Here is a 19,700-nt window from a genome sequence, read left to right as displayed (position 1 = left end):
TGCGATCCGGCTCCCGAGCACAGCCTCGACGCCGCGGTGGCCGGCGTCGAGGCCGCACAGGGTGGTCCGCGTGTTCCTCGCCGGATCGAGCTGTGGTCAGTCGGCGTAGGGGATCTGTGGGCCCCAGGAATCACTGATCTGCTGCACTTCGGCATCACTCAGGTCCAGCTCGGCGGCCTTCACCGAATCGGTGATCGACTGCGGACGACTGGCACCGGGGATCGGGATCACATTCGGCGCCAGTGCCAGTTCCCAGGCCAGCGTCACCTGCTGCGGGCTGACCGCATGTGCCCGGGCCACTGCTGCGATTCCGGGGTAGTCGGCATTCAGTTTCTCCGCATCGTTGCCGATGCCGCCCAGCGGGCTCCAGGGCAGGAAGGCGATCCCCTCCTGGGTGCACAGTTCGAGCTCATCGGCAGAGGAGCGGAACTGCGGCGAGAAGCGGTTCTGCACACTCGCCAGGCCGCCGTCGCCGAGGGCGTCCAGGGCCACCGCGATCTCCTCCACATTGGCGTTCGAGATGCCGATCGCCGAGATCAGCCCCTCGGCCTTGAACTTCGCGAAGGTCTCGATCACCTGGGCATAGACAAGGCTGCGGTCGGGGCGATGCCACTGGTACAGGTCGATCGTGTCGCGCTGCAGTGCGTCCAGCGACTTCTCCAGGGCAGCCCGCAGGTACGCCTCCGTACCGTCGCGACCCCAGGTTTCACCCTCGCCGCGCGTGATACCACCCTTGGTGGCCACCACGATGGTCGACTTGTCGCCCGACCACGCATTCAGCGCCTCGGCGATCAGCCGTTCGTTGTGGCCCATCGCATCCCAGCTCGGGGCATAGATGTCGGCGGTGTCGATGAAGGTGACGCCGGCGTCCAGGGCGGCATGGACGGTGGCGATCGCCCGGTCGGTGGGTGGCAGGCCGGAGGAGTTCATGGACAAGGGCATGCCACCGAGACCGATGGCGGAGACGGTGAACGGGCCGAGTTGTCGAGTACGCATGGCTCCGACGCTAGTACGTGGCACCGTCAGCGCGGCGATCAGGCCGGGGGATCCAGATCGGCCGGAGCCGGGCCGGGTCGTCGTTGCCGGAACTGCCGGGCGGTGACGACGATGTTGCAGACCACCACGATCGCGATCCCGAGCCATTCCCTGCCGGACAGGGTCTGGCCCAGGATCAGCAGTCCGGCCAGGGCGGCCAGCACCGGGTTCACACTGGTGATGGTGCCGAACAGTCCCGCGGGGATCCGACGCAGCGCGATCACGTCCAGTGAGTACGGCAGTGCGGAAGCGAGCAGGCCGCAGACCGCGGCCAGTGCGATGGCAACCGCACTCGGTGGATGCAGGAGGAACCAGAGCAGCCCGATCGGCGCCCAGACACCGGCACTGAGGATGCTGGCGACGGCCGTACCCTCGATTCCCGGCAGTCGGGCGCCCAGTGAGCGGTTCACCAGGATGTAGACCGCCCAGGCGGTCGCTGCGAGCAGGGCCAGTCCGATGCCCAGCAGGTCACTGGTCGGGGAGGGATCGACCAGCACCCAGACGCCGATCCCGGCGCCCAGGATGCACAACAGGTCGAGAGGCTTGCGGGAGGCGGCGACCGCGACCGCGAGCGGGCCGAGGAATTCGATGGTGACGGCCAGGCCGAGGCCGATCCGGTCGATCGCGGCATAGAGGCTGATGTTCATCACGCTGAAGACCGCGGCCAGCGCCAGGGCCGGTGCCAGTTGATGAAGACTCAGTGACCGGATCCGCGGGCGGGCGATCACGGCCAAGGCGGTGGCAGTCACCACCTGGCGTACCGCGACCACCCCGGTGGGACCGATCATCGCGAAGGCCAGGGCGCCGACCGCGGCCCCGGTCTGGTTGCTGACCGAGGCGCCGAGGGAGGCAGCCAGTCCACCTGCCAATCGGCGCCGGTCGTCGGTCTCAGGGCTCAACCGGCTCGCTCCGCAGCAGTTCCAGCAGGCCCGGAAAGCGGGACTCTATCTCCTCCCGGCGCAAGGTCACGCCGCTCATGTTCCCGCGATCGACCTGGTGGACCAGCCCGGCCTCCCGCAGCACCTTGAAGTGGTGACTCCGGGTGGACTTCGAGACCGGGAGGCCGAAGCTGGTGCAGGTGCGTTCGGCACCGGTCGAGTCCTCGATCAGGTCCTGGATCACCCGTCGCCGGTGAGGATCGGCGAGTGCGGTCAGTACGGGACCCAGTTCGAGCTCATCCGTGGTGGGTTCGATCGACATCCGGCTCCTCGTGAAGGTTCGAGTTGCATCGTACCTCATCGTGTCTTAGGTTCGACCAAAATGGAACCTACGAGTTTGATCGTTCGTCTGGAGGAACGTCCATGCAGCAACGCGGTGTGCTGGCAGTGGTGCTGTCGGCCCAATTCGTGATCCCGTTGTCGATCGCCGGTTCGGCGGTCGCCCTGCCGCAGATCGGGGCCGAGCTCGGCTTCCATCCGGTCGGACTGCCCGGTGTGGTCAACGGTTTCAACCTGGCATTCGCCCTGTGCACCGTGGTCTGGGGAGTCGCCTCGGACCGGATCGGGCACACCCGGTCGTTCCGGATCGGTGTCGGGTTGGCCGCCCTGGGGTCCGCGGTCTCCGCCGTGGCCGGCAACCTGCTGCTGCTCGACCTCGCGCGGGTGATCGCCGGGATCGGGGCCGCCGCGGTGCTCACCGGCGCGGCACCGATCATCAATGCGCTGTTCAGTGGAGCGGCGCGCAGCCGGGCATTCGCTCTCTTCGGCACCGTCAACGGTCTCGGCCTGGCCGCCGGACCGTTCCTGTCCGGCGTACTGCTCACGATCGCGGGGTGGCGAGCGATCTTCGTGGCCCATGCACTGGTCCTGCTGCTCGCGCTGGCGGCCAGTGGCCGGATCCCGTCGAGCAGCCGACAACCCGCCGCATCCCGGGCGCGGCTGTTCGACTTCGGTGCCCTGCGTTCGCACCGGTTCCTGGCGATGACCATCGTGCCCGTCGCCGGCGCGATCGGCTTCGTCTGCCTGCTGATCTATCTGCCGAGTGCTCTGCACGCCGTTCACGAGGTACAGCCCGGCACCGCCGGGTCGATGTTGTTGATCATGACCATTCCGGTGCTGGTCGCCCCCGCCGCCGTGCACCGCCTGCGGGCCGCCGTGCCCATCTCGACCACCACCGTGGTGGTGTTGTCACTGCTCTGTCTGCTGTTCGGTGCCGCCGGCATGCTCCTGCTCCGCGCCGAACTGCCGCTCGCTGTCCTGGTCGTGCCGATGATCCTGCTGGGCCTGGGTTCGGGCTACCACTCGGTTTCGTCGACGCCGAAGCCCTGGCTGCCGTACCGCCGGAGCGAGCAGGTGCCGCAGCGGGTGTGTTGAACCTGTTCCGGATCGGTGCCGAGGCGATCTTCGTCGCACTGTTCGCCGGCGTGGTGACGACCAAAATCACCGCGATCCTGCCCGCTCCGGTCGGGGAGGCTGTGGCCGGCGGGGCGTTCGGGCAGCCCGCTGTCTACCAGCAGGGCTGGGCCGTTGCGGTGGGGATCAGTCTGGGCCTGCTGGTCGTCTGTCTGATCGGTTTCGTGGTGGCCTCGATCGGCGCCGCCAGGATCAGTCCCGCAGCAGCTCGTACCCGATGAGGTCCTCCATCACCTCACCGGACAGGGCAGCCGACGGCTGGGTGCCGAAGTGGTGGAACCCGGCCTTCTCGGCAAGCTTCTGTGAACCGAGGTTGCTCTCGGCGGCCATCAGGGTGAGTCGCCGCAGGTCCAGGTCGTCGAACGCATGGGCGACGATCACCGGTACGGTCTCGGCCAGGACACCCGTACCACGGGCCCCCGGATGGGTGTAGAAGCCGAGCTCGGCACCGGTGGTGGCGTCGATCTTCAACAGCGAGATGTCGCCGAGGTAGTCGTCGGTCCCGGCGTCGGCCACTGCCCAGGTGCAGCTCAGTCCGCGGGCCGCGTTCCACCATTTGGTGATCCGCTCGGCGCCAGCATGGGCATCGGTCAACGGCTTCGGTCGATCGAACAGGAAGGTACGGGAGATCGGATCGTCCAAGGTCTCCCGGATCCGCGGATCGTCGGATTCGGCGAGCGGGCGCAGCAGGAAACGCTCGGTACGCAGTTCGGTCCACCGCCACACGGTCTTCGGCTCCCGGTCCTCCTCGGCGCGAATGCTGCCGAGCCAGGCATCGTGCAGGTTGCCGTCGCCGTCGGCCAGATGGTCGGGCAACTGCTGGTGCAACCGGATGCCCGCGGCGTGGGCCACCTTGGTTCCCGCGAGGTCGCCGGCCATGGCCGTCCAGCGGACCGACTTGGTCGTCCCCTCGGCGAACGCGTGGTCCAGGACCATCGAGACGGCCTGCACCATCGGGGCGAGGTCCTCGACATCGGGGTGGACGGTGAAGCGGAGGTCGGCCACCACGGGTGTCGGGGCCCAGGTGATGATGCCGAGCACCTCGGAGTCGTGCTCGACCACCCAGAACACCTGATTCGGTGGGGTGGTGTCGGTACGCCACCACGAGGTCCACGGTGACTTGGCAAGTTCGGCCATGACCGCGGTGTCCCCGGGTCCGGGTTCTCGCAGGGTCACATCCTGGTGAGCGATCACCGGGACGTCGGCGCGCGCGACGTCGTCGGGCAGCAGGTCGAAGGACATCAGTCGGTAAACCCCCGGGACTGGATTCGAACGGTCCGCATCGGTCCCAACCTACCCAAGTGCGGGAATCGGCCAACTCGGGGGAGGTCGAGGAGCGGGGTACGGCCGCGTCACCGCGGCCACAGATCCGGGGTGGGCCCGCGTGTGTCGGGGATCCACCCGGTCGGTCAGCGGGGCAGCGGATCGGGGGCCGGCGCGCCCAGCGCGCGCTGCTGGTCACGGCGTCGGCAGAGCAGGGCGAAGAGCGCCCCGGACATGTTGTGCCAGACCGAGAAGACGGCTGCCGGCAGGGCCGCCAGCGGGCTCATGTACTGCGCCGCCAGGCCGGCGGCGAGACCGGAGTTCTGCATCCCTACCTCGATGGCGACGGTACGCCGCACCGAGTACGGCTGCCCGGTGAGCGCGGCGACACCGTACCCGAGCGCCATGCCGATCACGTTGTGCAGCACCACCGCAGCCAGTACCAGCAGCCCGGCCGAGATCAGCCTGTCGGCACTGCCGGAGACCACCACGGCGACGATCACCGCGATGGTGGCGACCGACAACCAGGGCAGCACCGGCAGCAACCGGTCGACGACCCTTGGCAACAGCAGCCGGATCAGCAGACCCGCGACCACCGGTAGCAACACCAACTGGACGATCGTGATCGCCATCGACGCGGCATTCACCGGCATGTACTGACCGGCCAGCCAGAGCGTCAGCAGCGGCGTCATGATCGGCGCCAGCAGGGTGGAGACCGAGGTCATCGTCACCGACAGGGCGACATCACCGCGGGCCAGGTAGGACACGACATTGGATGCCGTACCACCAGGGGCGCAGCCGACCAGGATCACCCCGGCCGCCAGCTCCGGTGGCAGTTGCAGGAGGACGGTCACCAGTACCGCCGCCGAGGGCATGATCACGTATTGGGCGACCACTCCGATCAGCACCGGCAGCGGCCGTTTGGCGATCAGCGCGAAGTCCACCGGCCGCAGGGTCAGGCCCATGGTGAACATCACCACGCCGAGCAGGGGATTCACCAAGCCGGACAGTCCGCTCACGGGTTCGGCGAAAAAGTAACCAACCGCTCCGCCGAGGATGATCAACACCGGGAAGACCAGCACGGCGAAGTACCCCTGACGGTCCTCTGCCTCTCTGTTGGTGACGGGAACTTCGTGGCTCATCAACACTCCGTCGTGTCTCGTGTCTCGTGTCTGCCCCCGGACCGATGCTGCGCAACCGGGGGCTTGGTGGCTGCTTACGTTGTCCGGCTCATCGTCGAACATCACTCCGACGGTGGCAACACCGTCTCAGCAGGAGGACTCCCTCGCCGCAAGTTGGGGTGGCTAACGGGACTTGAACCCGCGACCCTCGCGACCACAACGCGATGCTCTACCAGCTGAGCTATAGCCACCATGCCCGTTTCCGGGACCGCCACATCTTAGCCCGTGTCCCGGCTCGGGGGCCAATCAGTTCAGCTGGTGCGGTTTCGTCACCCGGCTGGCGATCTCCCTGGCCTCGGCACTCTGCGGTCCGGGTGGTGGCACGAAGACCGCCTCGCGGTAGTACCGCAACTCGTTGATCGAGTCGACGATGTCGCCCAGGGCCCGGTGGTTCCCGTACTTCGGCGGCGCCTGGTAGAACGCCTTCGGGTACCACCGGCGGGCCAGTTCCTTGATCGAGGACACATCCACGTTGCGGTAGTGGACGTGGCTCTCCAGGGTCGGCATGTCACGGGCGAGGAACATCCGGTCGGTGCCGATCGTGTTGCCGGCCAGCGGGGCCTTCCTCGGTTCGGGTACGTACTCCCGGACGTAGTCGAGCACCCGCTGCTCGGCCTCGGCCATGGTCAACCCGTCGTCCAGTTCATCGATGAGACCTGATTTGGTGTGCATCTCCCGGACGAAGTCGCCCATCGCCGCCAGCGCCTCGGGGGTCGGTTTGATGACGACCTTGATGCCGTCGCCGAGGATCTCCAGCTCACTGTCGGTGACCAGGGCCGCGACTTCGATCAACGCATCACTGTCGAGGTCAAGCCCGGTCATCTCACAGTCGATCCAGACCAGCGTGTTCTGTTTGGGACTCACATGGGCCAACTCTACGCATCATCACCGGCGGATCGGTCATCGATCACCGGGGTCGAGCCGTCGAAGCCGTGGTGCCACCGGCAGCCAGCGCGCCAGCCAGCCTGCGCCGGCCAGGGTCAGACCGCCCATCACCACCACCGCGGCCGCCAAGGGCGCGACCGCGACCACGGCGGAGACCAGCAATGGGCCGAGTGCATTGCCACCGTCGGCGAACAGTCGCCACAGGGCCAGGAACTTCGGTCGGCCGGCGACCGGGGCATGATCGGCTCCCAGGGTGAGCACGATGCCGGCGGAGATGCCGTTGCCCAGGCCGATCAGCACCGCCACCACACCGACGGTCACCGGATCGTGGGTCAGCGCGAGCAGCACCAGACCGGCACCGATCACCACCATGGCCGGTACGCCGACCCAGAACCGTCCGAAGCGGTCCATGATCATCCCGCCGGGATAGAACAGCAGCATGTCGGCAGCAGCCGAGATGCCGAAGATGATGCTGGTGGTCGCTGCATCGATGCCCTGCGACTCCGCCCACAGGGGGACCAGGCTGAGTCTGGCCGCACGCGCCATCATGATCAGCAGCGCCCCGACCCCCAAGGTGGCGAAGACCTTGCGGTGATCGGACAACAACCGCCAGAAGCCCAACCGCTGACCGGCCACGGCCTGGTCGGTACGTTCGGGCAGCGGAGGCAGGCTCAGATTCATCACCGCCGCCAGGAGACTGGTGGCAGCGGCCAGCAGATAGGCCTCCTGGAGCCCGAAATGGGTGACCACGAAGGCGCCGATCAGCGGTCCGATGAACATCCCGATCCGGAACACCCCGCCCAGGGTCGACATCGCGCGGGCACGTTGGTGGCTCGGGATCGCATCGGTCAGGTACGCCTGGCGGGCGAGCCCGAACACCGCGGCCGACATCCCGGCCACCAGCACCGCGGCACCGAGCACTCCGACATTCGGTGCCTGCCATGCCACGCAGAAGGCAACGGCGTCGATGACGCAGGCACCGACCAGCGCCCATTTCTCACCGAACCGCGATGCGAGTTGACCGGCCGGCAGGTCTCCCAACAACTGCCCGACACCCAACAGGGCGACGATGAATGCAGCGGTGCCGACCGAAGCGCCGAGGTCGCGGGCAGTCAGCGCGATCAGCGGATAGACCGCGCCGAGCCCGATCGTCGAGACCAGGGTGGGAGCGTAGGTGGAGAAGGCCAGTCGGGCCAAACCGATGGAGGGCTGGGACACCCTCCGAACGTACAACTCCGATCCGTTCCGGTCCGGGCGAACGCTCCGAGTGGCGAGCGACCGGCACGGTACCGACAGGGGGAGTCGGCGGAGGCGAAGAGTTCACCCTAAATTGACCTCCCGCGAGGCCACCGTCTGTCTAGACTGGTGCCAGCCAGTTCGGTGGGAATGGCTGCTACGGGCCAGGAGTAGGTCAGCCCGGACGCCCCTGAGTGCCCCACCCGGTGACACGGCGGTCATTGTCGGTCGATCATCGACCACGGTCCGAGACCATCTGACTCGGACGCCGAGCATGTGAGTTTGCGGTCCGTCGTGGGTGCGCCCACGACGACATCAACGGGCCCGGGTGCCCGTTGTCCGGAAGGCTGTGTGCATTGCAACCTGTCCACGATCTTGCCCCTGTCGACAACCACGAACCGAACAGCCGCCGGGCACGGGTGCGCCGACCCTATTCACCGGTGATGATCTTGCTGAGCCTGTTGGCGACCTTCGGGGTGCTCGCCTACGCCACCTTCCTGCTCAACCCCGACAACCGCGGTGACCTGCTGCCATACCTGATGGTGATCATCGCCGAGGCGGTCATCGTCTTCCACATCATGCTGGCGATGTGCACCATCCTGGCCGGTGCCAAAGGCCCGCGCGACGAGGCGTTCTGGGCGGCCAGGACGGCCTTGTTCGGCGGGGCCGAACCGTCGGTCGGGACGCCGATGGTGATCGCCGGCCACAGGGTCGCAGTCGATGTGTTCATCACCACCTACGGCGAACCGGTGGAGATCCTTCGGCGTACCGTGCTGGCGGCCAGAGATCTTCGGGGTGAACACCTCACCTGGGTGCTGGACGACGGGCATTCCGACGAGGTGAAGGCGATGGCCGCCGAACTCGGGGTCCGCTACGTTCGGCGGCTGAGTTCGGGTGGCGCGAAGGCCGGGAACATCAACCACGCCCTGAGCCTCAGCCGGGGTGAGTTCTTCTGCATCTTCGATGCCGACTTCGTACCCGACCCGGAGTTCCTGGTCGAGACCGTCCCCTTCTTCGTCGATCAGAATGTCGCCTTCGTGCAGACTCCGCAGGTGTACGGGAACATGCACAGCTTCATCGCCCGCGGGGCCGGGTACATGCAGTCGGTCTTCTACCGGTTCATCCAACCCGGTCGCAACCACTTCAACGCCGCCTTCTGTGTCGGTACGAACGTGATCTTCCGGCGGGCCGCGATCAACGACGTCGGTGGTATGTACACCGGATCGAAGTCCGAGGACGTGTGGACCAGCCTGATGCTGCACGAAAGAGGATGGCGCACGATCTACATCTCCGACCCGCTGGCGGTCGGCGATGCACCCGAGACCATCGAGGACTACACCCGGCAGCAGACCCGGTGGGCCACCGGAGGTTTCGAGATTCTGCTGAACAGGAACCCGCTCAGTCCCCGGGTGTCGCTCACCCTCGACCAGCGGCTGATGTACCTGGTCACGGCGACGCACTACATGACCGGGCTGGCGCCGGGGATCCTGTTGTTCGTACCTGCGCTGGAGATCTATCTGGATCTGCGGCCGATGGACCTGAGCATCTCGGTGTCCAGTTGGCTGCTGTTCTACTGCGGTCTGTACGGGATGCAGATCCTGCTCGCCGCCTACACCGTGGGGTCCTTCCGTTGGGAGGTGCTGACCTTGGCGGCGGTGTCCTTCCCGATCTACGGCAAGGCCTTGATCAACGCATTCCTGGGCCGGGACCAGAAGTGGCATGTGACCGGCTCGGCCGGCCAACGCAGTTCGCCGTTCAACTCCATCCAGGCTCAGGTCGCGGTGCTCGTCTTCCTGCTGGTCACCTCCGCTGTCGCCGTCTGGCGGGACACCGCCAACTGGCACTTGACACTGGCAACCATCTGGAACGTGATCAACACGTTGATCATCCTCGCCTTCGTGATCCTGGCGTTGCGGGAATCCTCGGCCATGCGCCGCGAGGCCCGGATCGCTCGACGTGAGGCCAGGAAGCAAAAGGCGAGCGAACCGGTCGATCCCGAATCGATCACCGTGGCCGCCCGGAACCAGACCGAGATCGTCGAGGTAACAGCATGACCTGGCGCAGCCGATTCCGCCTGCTCGGTACCCTGATCCTGACTTTGGTGATCAGTGCGGCACTGGTGCTGGTCTTCAATCAGCGACAGAACCAACTGGCCTCGTTCAGCGGTGAGGTGGTCGCCGATCGCTACGTGGTCGGAGCCGACCACGGTGGCACCGTGGTCGAGCAGTGGGTCCGGGCGGGGGACCAGGTGCAACAAGGGGACCGGCTGTTCGCGGTGCAGAGCCTGCAGCTGCTGCAGGACATCGAGAACGGCCTGATGGTGACCGACAACGATGCCTACACCGTCGACACCGAGACCGGCACCTTGACCTACCGAGCGGTCGTCGACGGGACGGTCACCGAGATCAACGCCCAGAAAGGCAATTCCTTGGCCTTCGGCCAACCGCTGGCCGAACTGACCGTCGACCAGCGGCGCCGGGTGCAGGCGAAGTTCCACCTGACCGCCCGGGAGTACGGGCGGTTGTCGATCGGGTCGCCGGCGCGGGTGACCCTGCCGGACAATTCGATCATCGACGGACAGGTGCAGGCGGTTTCGGTGAGTACCGACGAGACAGGCACGACCAGCACCGTGGTGGTCGAGTCGAGGAGACTGAACACGGTCGAGCCGGCCAGTCTGACGGCGCCGGGCACGCCGGTGATGGTGACGATCGATCTGGTCGACACCGGTCCGCTTGCCGGGGTCAACGACCTCTGGCTGGACTTCCTGCATCAGGTGGGTCTGCGGTGAGTCGACTGAGAGGGGCGATTCCGGTTCTGGTGATCTGTCTGCTGGCCACCGCCTGCACCCCGGGTGCCCCGGATCCGGACGGTGGTGGGACCGGTCGACCCAGCGGCGAGCTCGGCGACCGGGCGATGGACGAATCGGTCGTGGAACCGCTGGTCGAGGCACAGACCCAGGAATCACTGGGGGGCCTGCCTGCATCGCGGCTGGCCGACGGTGTCGCGCCGGCAACCAACCGGTGGTACTCCGGTCTGGTCTACGGCGAGCAGCCGATGGCGGTCTACCCGGTCCCGATGTCGTTCGGCCTCACTGCGGAGGGGTTCGGCCTCGGTCTGCCGCCGGTGACCACGACCGCGGACCTGATCGCTGGATCCCACACGCCGGCGATCACCGTCGGTACGGGGGCGGCCGCGGCGACGGTGACCGAGCATGACGAGTTCATCGTCAAGATCGCGGTCACCGGTGAGCGAGCGGTCGGCACGGTGCAACTGACACGGGGGTCGCCGTTCATCACCTGGACCGCCGACGAGGCCGGTACGTTGACCGTTGACGGTGCACCGACGGAGGTGGCCGATGGCGTGTGGGAGACCACCGTCGCGGGGTCTCGGTACGGCATGGCGATCACCGACGGCAGCCTGGACGGTTCGAGCGTCACGATCGACCAGGGTGGTGTGATCGGCTGGTGGCCGGTACCCGAGGGGGCAGAGACCACGGCGCTGGCGCAGGCAGCGACCTCCCCGGTGACCGATGTCGAACTGCATCGTGAGCGCGACGGTGAGGAGTTGATCACCACCCTCGACTACGTGACCGACTCCGGGAGCACGGCCTATGTGGTGGAACCACATCAACGCACCGGGGGAGCCGGCGGCGATCAGGAGTGCATCAGCGCGGCCTACGCCAGTGTCACCGGGACACTCGCACTGTGCACCGGCAGCCGGCTCAGCTGGCGTACCCCGGTGATCGATGTGGTCACCGATCTGGACCTGGATTCCCTCGACGATGCCGATCGCGAGTTGCTGATCGAGACGGTGAAGGCCGATGCTGCCGCCGTACCGGAGTTCCCGGCAGACAGCTACTTCGGCGGGAAGGCGCTGCAACGCGAGGCCCAACTGCTGAACCTGGCGAGCGGACTGGAGCTGACCGCGGAGGCGGACACGATCCGCGCCCGGCTGCGCGAGCAACTGCTGTTGTGGGCCGAACAACAAGGGTGTGCCTCGCGGGCCGAGCGCTGCTTCGTCTACGACCCCGAGGCCAAGGGGATGATCGGCCAGGTCACCGCGTTCGGCTCCGAACAGTTCAATGATCATCACTTCCACTACGGACATTTCCTCTACGCTGCAGCGATCCTGCTGCTGTACGAGCCGGAGCTGCGTGATCAGCTGTCACCGGTGATGGACCTTCTGGCCGCCGACATCGCCACCTCGGAGGCGAATGACAGCTTCCCGCAGCGCCGGGTGTTCGACACCTACATGGGCCACTCCTGGGCCTCGGGAACCGCTCCGTTCGGGGACGGCAACAACCAGGAGTCGATCTCCGAGGCGGTCAACGCCTGGACCGGCCTGGCGCTGTGGGCCCGAGCCAGTGAGAACACCGACCTGCTGGACGAGGCGGAGTGGTTGTTGTCGTTGGAGGCGGCGTCGGGGTTGCAGTACTGGACCGACATCGACTTGTCCGATCCGGTCTATTCCGGCTACGACCACGACATCGTCTCGTTGAACTGGTCGGGCAAACGGGAGTATGCGACCTGGTTCTCACCCGAGCCGGCAGCCAAACTGGGAATCCTGCTGATTCCGCTCAACCCGTCGATGTCCTATCTGGCGACCGATCCGGAGCGGATCCGGCAGCGGGTCGACGAGGCGTCCGCCGCCGGGTTCGACCAGGCGTTCGGCGACTATCTGCTGATGTATCTGGCGATGGCCGGGGGTGAGGACCGGGAGCGTGCCATCGCCGAGGCGACCTCTCTGCCCGAGGAGTTCCTGGACGACGGGAACTCACGCTCCTATCTGTTGGCCTGGATCCTGACCCAGCCGTGATGACCGGTGTCCTGACAGGCTCTGGCTGGTCGCGTCGGCGGGTCTGCCGATCGGCAGCGGTGCCGGTCGGTGTTCCGGGCACCACCGACACGAACCGCGATTCAGAGGTAGAGCCCCGTACCGCCCGCATTGCGGTCGCTGGCGACTGCGTCGAGGTCGCGTTCTCGCAACACCACATAGATGTCGCCGCCGAGTTCCACCTCGGAGCGATCCTCGGGGCTGAACAACGCCATCTCCCCGGCCTTGACACTGCGTACGTGCTGGCCGACCGCAGCCACCTCACCCCAGATCAGGCGTTTGGCGACTTCGGCGGTGGCGGGGATCAGGATCCCGGCCCGGGTGGTCCGCTCGCCCGGATTGCTCGGCTTGACCAGCACCCGGTCGTTCAACATCTGCACGCCCAGGCTGGTGTGATCGGTGGCAGTCATCGCCACGAAGTCTAGGCCCGATCCGAGCAGGTCGGCGGTCGGGACACCGAGCGCCCCCGGCAGGACTCGAACCTGCGGCCTGGAGATTAGAAGTCACCTGCTCTATCCAGCTGAGCTACGGGGGCCCGACCCGACATTGTAGGGGGTCGATCTCGTCGGGCAGAGTCGCTGCACGAGGAGCCGGCGTGGGGGGCCGTGCCTGATCGGGACAACCGGGTCGGTCCGTGGCTTGGGTACGCTGGCGGCCATGTCGTCCGATCCTGCCGTGAAGGAACGTCAGCGCTCCGGTCTGCCGCCGGATCGCTCCGACGTACCGTTCCCCAAGCGGGTGCTGACCGATCGGCTCACCTGGATCTATCTCGGGCTGCTGGTGGTCTCGCTGATCGGGCTGTGGGCGCTGGTTCAACAGGTGGTGCCGACCCGGGATGCGCTGGTCTGCCGGGACACCGAGGCCGGCAGCGACCGGGTGGTCGGTATCGGCGACTTCTGGGAGATGGCCTTCCGATTCGCCTGGCCGACCGCGGCGGTGCTGGTGCTGCTCTTCCTGCTCGCCGGTCGGTGGCGACCCCGCCCGTTCGCCTCCATCGTCTGCCTCGCCTGGGGCGCGGGCGCCGCGACCTATGCGTCGCTGATGATCAACACCTGTGCCACTGCCTACCTGAGCATCGCCGGTGCCGGTGACCCGCAGACCGCGCCGAGGGCAGCCATCTTCGTGGCGCCGTTCGTGGAGGAGGCGACGAAGGGAACGGTGCTGTTCCTGCTGGCGGTGTTCGCCCGCAATCTGTGGGTGAATCGGCTGAACGGACTGGTCCTCGGTGCCCTGTCCGGAGTCGGTTTCGCCTTCATCGAGAACATGATCTATTACGGCCGGGTCGGCTTCGCCGCCCGGGAGACCATCGGCGCCGCACCGCCGGAACAGGCGATGGCCGAGCTCGCACAGATGCGGGGGCTGATGCTGGCCTTCGCCCACCCGCTGTTCACCATGATGATCGGCCTCGGCATCGCCATCGGCATCCGGGCGAAGTCCAAGCTGGTACGGGTGATGGCGCCGCTGGTCGGGTTCGTCGTCGCCGTGCTGCTGCACATGATCTTCAACTCGGTCGCGAGCCTGAGCCAGGCCGGTGCCCAGCAGACGCTGATCTACATCTTCGGTTACTGGGGGCTGGTGGTGACGATGACCATCTTCGCCATTCGTCAGCTGTTCCGGGAGTCGAAGCTGGTCCGGGCCAGGCTCACCGACTACGCCCGTACCGGTCAGTTGCAGGCCGGTGACCCGGTGGTCATGTCCAGCCTGCGGAAGCGGTTCGTCGGCTTCTTCCACGCCGTGCTGACCAGGCGGGTGGCTGCCACCTGGCGGTTGCAACGGGCGATGATCGAGCTGGCGTACCTGCGCGATGCGATGACCCGGGGGTTGGTCGACGGCGCCGGGCACGAGCGCGAACGGGAGTTGTTGGCGGTGATCGCGCAGAATCGGCCGCAGGCGGTGGTGGAGCCGTTCACCAAGACACCGTGGCCACGGTTGCCGGGTCGGCGGCGGCGCGCTCAGGTGTCGAACGCTCCGATGCTCGGTGGTCGGCCGGCGGAGCCGCACCTCGGCCCGCAGTTCGCGCCACCGGATGCCGGCCGGCAGCCGACCGGGACGCACTCGCCGTACATCTCCTCCGGTCGCTGACCGGGGTCGGTCTCGGGTCGGTCCGCCGCCGGTGGATCGTCTCCCTCCGCCGCCGGCGGATTGTTTCCCCGGCCGCCGGCGGATCGGTGTCCCGGCCACTTTCCACAGCTCGGGTGGTTCTCGAAGTTCTCCACAGATTCTCCGCGCGTCCGCGCGTCAGGTGCCCGAGCACCCATTGTCTCGATGAGCCCGGGCGGTCCGGGATGTCGGAACATCGGAGGCAGAGATGGAAGCGCGCGTGATGTTGAGCGGACGAGTGGGCGGGCCGATCGAGGTCCACGGACCACCGCAGGGGGTGCGCGTGGCGACGTTCAGGCTCGGTTGCACCCCGCGTCAGCGCGATGGTTCATCAGGGGAGTGGACGGACCTGCCGACCACCTGGGTGACGGTGAAGGTCTTCGGTCGACTCGCCTGGAACGTCGGCTTCTCGCTGGGCAAGGGCGAGCCGGTCCTGGTCCAGGGACGGTTGCGGACCGAGCAGTGGGAGAACCGTGACGGCGAACCGCGGGAGCGGCTGGTGATCCATGCCGATGTGGTCGGCCACGACCTGACCTACGGCACCACGGTGTTCAAGAAGCGGGAGTCGCCACAGCCGCGTCCCGAATCCGATGACGCCGAGTCCGCTCCGGTCACCATGGCCGACGGTGAATCGGTCGACCCGGTCACCGGTGAGATCGCCGCCTGAGACCTGGTCCGGGATCCGGAGGCCTCAGCGGGCGACGCAGGCCAGACAGTAGGCGAGGACGGCCGCTCCGATCAGCAGGCTCGGTATCGACCACCAACCGGTCTTCGTGGTGTCGTCGGTGAGCAGACGACGGACAGCGGGGGAGGAGGCCCCGAGCAGCAGCGCGATCGGGACCGCCAGCAGGGCTGGCGGGATGTTCGCCCAGGGCCCGCCGATCAGGATCACCAGGACCCCGGCCAGCCCCCAGACCACGCCGTCGGCCACCTGCAGACGGGTCGGTGACTTGCGGCGAAAGGCGGCGATCGGCAGTGACAGCCCGAAGAACAACCCGATCAGCACCGGCACGAAACTCGTGAGGGTCAGCGGCGGGCTATCTGTGGAGGCTTCGGAATCGGTCACCAGCAAGATGCCGGCATCCGTGGTCGCGCCGGACTCGTCGTTGTAATGGTTGGACAACAACAGCACCGCCCGCCCCGCCTCCCGGTCGATCGCCAGCATCGAGGAACTGCCGGCAGTGCCTCCGTTGTGCCAGGTGATCGATGTGCCGTCGACGTCCTCCAACTGCCACAGCATGGCGCCGGGGGTGGGGACGCCGTCGGAGACCACCTCTGCGATCGGCTCCATGGCAGCGGCGCCCGGGGCGGTGCCGTCGAGCAGCGCCTGGGCATAGCGGCTCATGTCTGCGGCGGTGGTACGGGTAGAGGTGCCGGCCGGGGCGAATGCCTCACCTGACCACGGGACCGCACGGATGCCGTTGGTCATGTGTGATCCGCTGAACTGCTCCGGTTCGGCAGAGTCGTCACCGAGCAACACCGTGGATTCCATCCCGAGCGGGTCGAGCAGCCGATCCTGCAGCAGCGTCGAGTAGTCGGTGCCGGCCGCTGCCGCGAGCGCGTGGCCCAGTACCGCGACCCCGGCATTGGAGTAGCGGTCCTCTCCGCGGCCGTCCAGCGGAGTCTGTGCCACCCACTGGAGCAAGGTGGCGGTCGCGACACCCCGATACGGGTTTCCGCCGACCGCGGTGAACGTCCCGGGGCCGAAGAAGGACCAGCGGGTCGCCATGGCCGGCGGGATGCTGGGGATGCCGGAGGTGTGCGTGGCCAGTTCCCGCAGGGTGACGGTGCCGGCTTCGCTGGCGGCCAGCTCGGGCAGATGATCGGCGACCGGATCGTCCAGGGTGACCTCATCGCGCTCGATCGCCAGAGCCAGCAGGCTCGCGGTGAAGGTTTTGGTGATCGATCCGAGCTCGAAGCTCGAATCGGCGTTCGGGACCTCGCCCTCCGGCCCCAGACCGGCGTGGCTGACCGAATCGGTGGTGATCTCCGCGGCTGCGACGGAACCGTAGCCGGCACCCGATCCGAGGGTCTTGCGGACCCTTTCGGCCAGTGCTGGGTCCCCGTCGGTTCGGTCACCCAGATGGGTGGTCGGGGCGATCAGCAGGGCGATGGCCAGGCCGACGCACAGGTTGATCCCCAGGCTGATCAGGAGGGTCCGTCGGTCGGTGAACCGTTCGGTCATCGCGTTCATTCTCCTGTCGCAAGGATGGTGGTGAGCAGCGGGATCACCCGGGGCCCGGGCACGGTCCAGTGCCCGCGGGCGGTCGAGGTCAGCCATCCCGCCGCGGACAGTGATCGAAGGTGATGATGCAACTGCCCGCCGGTGCCCAGGCCGAGAACTTCGCTGAGCCCGGCGGTGGTCTGCGTACCGTTCAGGACCGCCTGCAGGATGCGCAGCCGGACCGGGCTGCCGAGGGCATCGAGCCGGTCCGCGACCTGATCCCAGCCGAGTGAAAGCACCGCGGTGGTGGGGCGATGCCATTCCCACTGGTAATGCTCACCGGTCGGCAGGTCGACCTCACCCCCGTAGGCAACGGTGCCACCGGGCGACCCGTCGCGCTCGGATTCCCCGACCAGCCACGGCACCGCGGCCGAGTGGCGATCGGTGTTCGGGTCGCCACTGCCCGCGGTCGGGGCAGGACTGATGTTCGGGTCGTTCGGCTCGGCGTCGGCCGCGCCCGCGGCTGGATCTGACCTCGAGTTGGCCTCGGTGCCGCCCGTGTCCTCAGCCGGATGACGGGCGTTCGCCTCGGTGCTGCCCGCGCCATCGGCCGGAACATGCTCGTGCAGCCGCCGCCGGAGGTCGGCGACGACCGACTCCAAGGCAGTGAGCCGCCTCTCTAGATCCACAACTACAGAATTACGTACTTCTGTAGTTAGGTCAATCCCAGCTCGATCGGGCGGGCACATCATGGGGTCCGGGCAGAAAGGGGGTCGTCAGACGGCAACAGCTGCCGTATTCGGCAGCAATGTCCGTGTGACGACCGCAAATGCCGACATCGTCCGGCAGGGAACACCCGGACTGGGGCCGGGTCCTCGGTCTGCTGGCATACTGGGACGGTCCCGCCGGTACCCCGGCACCCCCGATCATTCAGAGGTTGAACTCCGCGACATGCCTGAATTCATCTACTCCATGTCCCGTGTCCGCAAGGCCGTTGGTGACAAGGTGATCCTCGACAACGTCACGATGTCGTTCTACCCCGGCGCCAAGATCGGCGTCGTCGGACCCAACGGCGCCGGAAAGTCGACGCTGCTCAAGGTGATGGCCGGTCTGGAACCGGTGAACAACGGCGACACCCACCTGGCCAAGGACGCGACCGTCGGAATCCTGTTGCAGGAACCGCCGCTCACCGAGGGCAAGACCGTCCGCGAGAACGTCGAGGAGGCCGTTGCCGACATCAAGGGGCTGCAGACGAAGTTGGAGGAACTCGGGATGGCCATGGCCGAACCCGATGCCGACTTCGATGCCTTGATGGCCGAGATGGGCGAGGTGCAGACCGAGCTCGACTCCCGCAACGCCTGGGACATCGACAACCAGCTCGAGCAGGCGATGGACGCCCTGCAGCTCCCGCCCTCCGATGCCATCGTCGACAACCTGTCCGGTGGTGAGCGTCGACGGGTTGCGTTGTGCAAACTGCTGCTCCAGCAGCCCGATCTGCTGCTCTTGGACGAGCCGACCAACCACCTCGACGCGGAGTCGGTGAACTGGCTGGAGGGTCACCTCAAGTCCTACCCCGGTGCAGTCCTCGCGATCACCCACGACCGGTACTTCCTGGACAACGTCGCCGAGTGGATCTGTGAGGTCGACCGCGGCCGCCTGCACCCCTACGAGGGCAACTACTCCACCTACCTCGACACCAAGCGCGAGCGCTTGCAGGTCGAAGGGAAGAAGGATGCCAAGCGGGCGAAGATCCTGGCCCGTGAGCTCGACTGGGCCCGGTCCAACCCGAAGGCACGGCAGGCGAAGAACCGCGCCCGCCTTGCCCGGTACGAGGAGATGGCAGCCGAGGCCGAGCGGAACAAGAAGATGGACTTCGAGGAGATCAACATCCCCGCCGGTCCGCGCCTGGGATCGACCGTGCTGGAGGCCGACCACCTGAAGAAGGGCTTCGGCGAACGGGTGCTGATCGACAACCTCTCGTTCTCCCTGCCCCGCAACGGGATCGTCGGTGTGATCGGCCCGAACGGTGTCGGCAAATCGACCCTGTTCAAGATGATCGTCGGCGAGGAGACTCCCGATGGCGGCAAGCTCGAACTCGGCGAGACCGTCAAGATCAGCTACACCGACCAGAGCCGTTCCGGTCTGGACGAGAAGAAGAACGTCTGGGAGGTCGTCTCCGACGGCTTGGACTACATCAAGGTCGCCAACTTCGAGATGCCGTCGCGGGCCTACGTCGCCTCCTTCGGGTTCAAGGGTCCGGACCAGCAGAAACCCTCCGGAGTGCTGTCCGGTGGTGAACGCAACCGGTTGAACCTGGCGTTGACCCTGAAGCAGGGTGGCAACCTGCTGCTCCTGGACGAGCCGACCAACGACCTCGACGTGGAGACCCTGCAGTCACTGGAGGACGCCTTGTTGGAGTTCCCCGGCTGTGCCGTGGTGATCTCCCACGACCGCTGGTTCCTCGACCGTGTGGCCACCCACATCCTGGCCTGGGAGGGTAACGAGGAGAACCCGGCGAACTGGTTCTGGTTCGAGGGCAACTTCGCCGATTACGAGACCAACAAGGTCGAACGTCTCGGCGCCGAGGCGGCTCGTCCGACCCGTACCACGCACCGCAGGCTCACCCGCGGCTGAGCCGGGGCAACGCTCGAG

General features: G+C 67.0%; 18 protein-coding genes and 2 tRNA genes. 8 read left to right on the top strand and 12 right to left on the bottom strand.

What is annotated here, in order from left to right:
- Positions 1–96: 96 nt before the first annotated feature.
- Genes CLV29_RS08505 through CLV29_RS08495 form a run of 3 tightly spaced genes read right to left on the bottom strand, consistent with a single transcriptional unit; the run spans position 97 to position 2,235 of the window.
- The gene (locus tag CLV29_RS08505; protein WP_133754484.1) at positions 97–996 is read right to left on the bottom strand and encodes an aldo/keto reductase; all 900 of its coding nucleotides are present in this window, start codon (positions 994–996) and stop codon (positions 97–99) included.
- A gap of 38 nt (positions 997–1,034) precedes the next feature.
- On the bottom strand, positions 1,035–1,934 hold the full coding sequence (locus CLV29_RS08500; RefSeq protein WP_208292814.1) for an EamA family transporter: 900 nt from the start codon (positions 1,932–1,934) through the stop codon (positions 1,035–1,037).
- Positions 1,924–2,235 (bottom strand): ArsR/SmtB family transcription factor, encoded by a 312-nt coding sequence (locus CLV29_RS08495; protein ID WP_133754483.1) that lies wholly within the window; start codon positions 2,233–2,235, stop codon positions 1,924–1,926. Before CLV29_RS08495 ends, CLV29_RS08500 begins: the two co-directional genes overlap by 11 nt.
- Before the next feature lie 101 nt (positions 2,236–2,336).
- On the opposite strand from CLV29_RS08495, the gene CLV29_RS08490 reads away from it, so the two are divergent.
- On the top strand, positions 2,337–3,347 hold the full coding sequence (locus CLV29_RS08490; RefSeq protein ID WP_208292813.1) for an MFS transporter: 1,011 nt from the start codon (positions 2,337–2,339) through the stop codon (positions 3,345–3,347).
- Entirely contained in the window at positions 3,341–3,607 is a 267-nt protein-coding gene (locus tag CLV29_RS16470; RefSeq protein ID WP_208292812.1) for a hypothetical protein, read from the top strand. Before CLV29_RS08490 ends, CLV29_RS16470 begins: the two co-directional genes overlap by 7 nt.
- Here the strand turns inward: CLV29_RS16470 and CLV29_RS08485 are convergent.
- The 5 genes from CLV29_RS08485 to CLV29_RS08465 all read right to left on the bottom strand — a co-directional run bounded on the left by CLV29_RS08485 (position 3,579) and on the right by CLV29_RS08465 (position 7,933).
- Positions 3,579–4,628 carry a GNAT family N-acetyltransferase gene (locus CLV29_RS08485; protein ID WP_133754482.1) on the bottom strand — a complete coding sequence of 350 codons (1,050 nt, stop codon included), beginning with the start codon at positions 4,626–4,628 and terminating at the stop codon, positions 3,579–3,581. The two genes, CLV29_RS16470 and CLV29_RS08485, sit on opposite strands and share 29 nt — an antisense overlap.
- Before the next feature lie 167 nt (positions 4,629–4,795).
- Positions 4,796–5,791, bottom strand: coding sequence for a bile acid:sodium symporter family protein (locus tag CLV29_RS08480; RefSeq protein WP_133754481.1), 996 nt, complete (start codon positions 5,789–5,791; stop codon positions 4,796–4,798).
- Positions 5,792–5,945: 154 nt separating this feature from the next.
- Positions 5,946–6,021 (bottom strand) — tRNA-His (locus tag CLV29_RS08475).
- Between the two features lie 55 nt (positions 6,022–6,076).
- The gene (gene orn, locus CLV29_RS08470) at positions 6,077–6,694 is read right to left on the bottom strand and encodes an oligoribonuclease (protein ID WP_279586461.1); all 618 of its coding nucleotides are present in this window, start codon (positions 6,692–6,694) and stop codon (positions 6,077–6,079) included.
- A 36-nt stretch (positions 6,695–6,730) separates the two neighbouring features.
- On the bottom strand, positions 6,731–7,933 hold the full coding sequence (locus CLV29_RS08465; RefSeq protein WP_133754480.1) for an MFS transporter: 1,203 nt from the start codon (positions 7,931–7,933) through the stop codon (positions 6,731–6,733).
- A 461-nt stretch (positions 7,934–8,394) separates the two neighbouring features.
- Here CLV29_RS08465 and CLV29_RS08460 point away from each other — a divergent pair, with 461 nt between their 5' ends.
- Genes CLV29_RS08460 through CLV29_RS08450 form a run of 3 tightly spaced genes read left to right on the top strand, consistent with a single transcriptional unit; the run spans position 8,395 to position 12,766 of the window.
- On the top strand, positions 8,395–10,005 hold the full coding sequence (locus CLV29_RS08460; RefSeq protein WP_133754479.1) for a glycosyltransferase family 2 protein: 1,611 nt from the start codon (positions 8,395–8,397) through the stop codon (positions 10,003–10,005).
- The gene (locus CLV29_RS08455; RefSeq protein ID WP_133754478.1) at positions 10,002–10,739 is read left to right on the top strand and encodes an HlyD family secretion protein; all 738 of its coding nucleotides are present in this window, start codon (positions 10,002–10,004) and stop codon (positions 10,737–10,739) included. Before CLV29_RS08460 ends, CLV29_RS08455 begins: the two co-directional genes overlap by 4 nt.
- On the top strand, positions 10,736–12,766 hold the full coding sequence (locus CLV29_RS08450; protein WP_133754477.1) for a glycosyl hydrolase: 2,031 nt from the start codon (positions 10,736–10,738) through the stop codon (positions 12,764–12,766). The genes CLV29_RS08455 and CLV29_RS08450 overlap by 4 nt, the downstream gene beginning before the upstream one ends.
- Positions 12,767–12,867: 101 nt before the next feature.
- Here CLV29_RS08450 and CLV29_RS08445 read toward each other — a convergent pair whose 3' ends face one another.
- Together CLV29_RS08445 and CLV29_RS08440 are read right to left on the bottom strand one after the other, a co-directional pair.
- The gene (locus tag CLV29_RS08445) at positions 12,868–13,194 is read right to left on the bottom strand and encodes a GroES family chaperonin (protein WP_133754476.1); all 327 of its coding nucleotides are present in this window, start codon (positions 13,192–13,194) and stop codon (positions 12,868–12,870) included.
- A gap of 51 nt (positions 13,195–13,245) precedes the next feature.
- A tRNA-Arg gene (locus CLV29_RS08440) sits at positions 13,246–13,319 on the bottom strand.
- A 122-nt stretch (positions 13,320–13,441) separates the two neighbouring features.
- On the opposite strand from CLV29_RS08440, the gene CLV29_RS08435 reads away from it, so the two are divergent.
- Positions 13,442–14,866 carry a PrsW family intramembrane metalloprotease gene (locus CLV29_RS08435; protein ID WP_133754475.1) on the top strand — a complete coding sequence of 475 codons (1,425 nt, stop codon included), beginning with the start codon at positions 13,442–13,444 and terminating at the stop codon, positions 14,864–14,866.
- 226 nt (positions 14,867–15,092) lie between these two features.
- Complete coding sequence (locus tag CLV29_RS08430) at positions 15,093–15,551, top strand: single-stranded DNA-binding protein (protein WP_133754474.1); 459 nt, start codon at positions 15,093–15,095, stop codon at positions 15,549–15,551.
- A 24-nt stretch (positions 15,552–15,575) separates the two neighbouring features.
- Here the strand turns inward: CLV29_RS08430 and CLV29_RS08425 are convergent, their stop codons facing one another.
- Entirely contained in the window at positions 15,576–17,069 is a 1,494-nt protein-coding gene (locus CLV29_RS08425; RefSeq protein ID WP_166649181.1) for a serine hydrolase domain-containing protein, read from the bottom strand.
- A gap of 5 nt (positions 17,070–17,074) precedes the next feature.
- Positions 17,075–17,737, bottom strand: coding sequence for an ArsR/SmtB family transcription factor (locus tag CLV29_RS08420; RefSeq protein WP_166649180.1), 663 nt, complete (start codon positions 17,735–17,737; stop codon positions 17,075–17,077).
- 262 nt (positions 17,738–17,999) lie between these two features.
- On the opposite strand from CLV29_RS08420, the gene ettA reads away from it, so the two are divergent.
- Positions 18,000–19,682: an energy-dependent translational throttle protein EttA gene (ettA, locus tag CLV29_RS08415; protein WP_133754471.1), complete on the top strand. Its 1,683-nt coding sequence runs from the start codon at positions 18,000–18,002 to the stop codon at positions 19,680–19,682.
- The last annotated feature ends 18 nt before the right edge of the window (positions 19,683–19,700 follow it).

Origin of the sequence: Naumannella halotolerans (assembly GCF_004364645.1) — a bacterium.
In the GTDB taxonomy this organism is placed as follows: Bacteria; Actinomycetota; Actinomycetes; order Propionibacteriales; family Propionibacteriaceae; genus Naumannella; species Naumannella halotolerans.
Note: the sequence above shows the minus strand (reverse complement) of the source record. Positions and strands in the feature narration are given on the sequence as shown.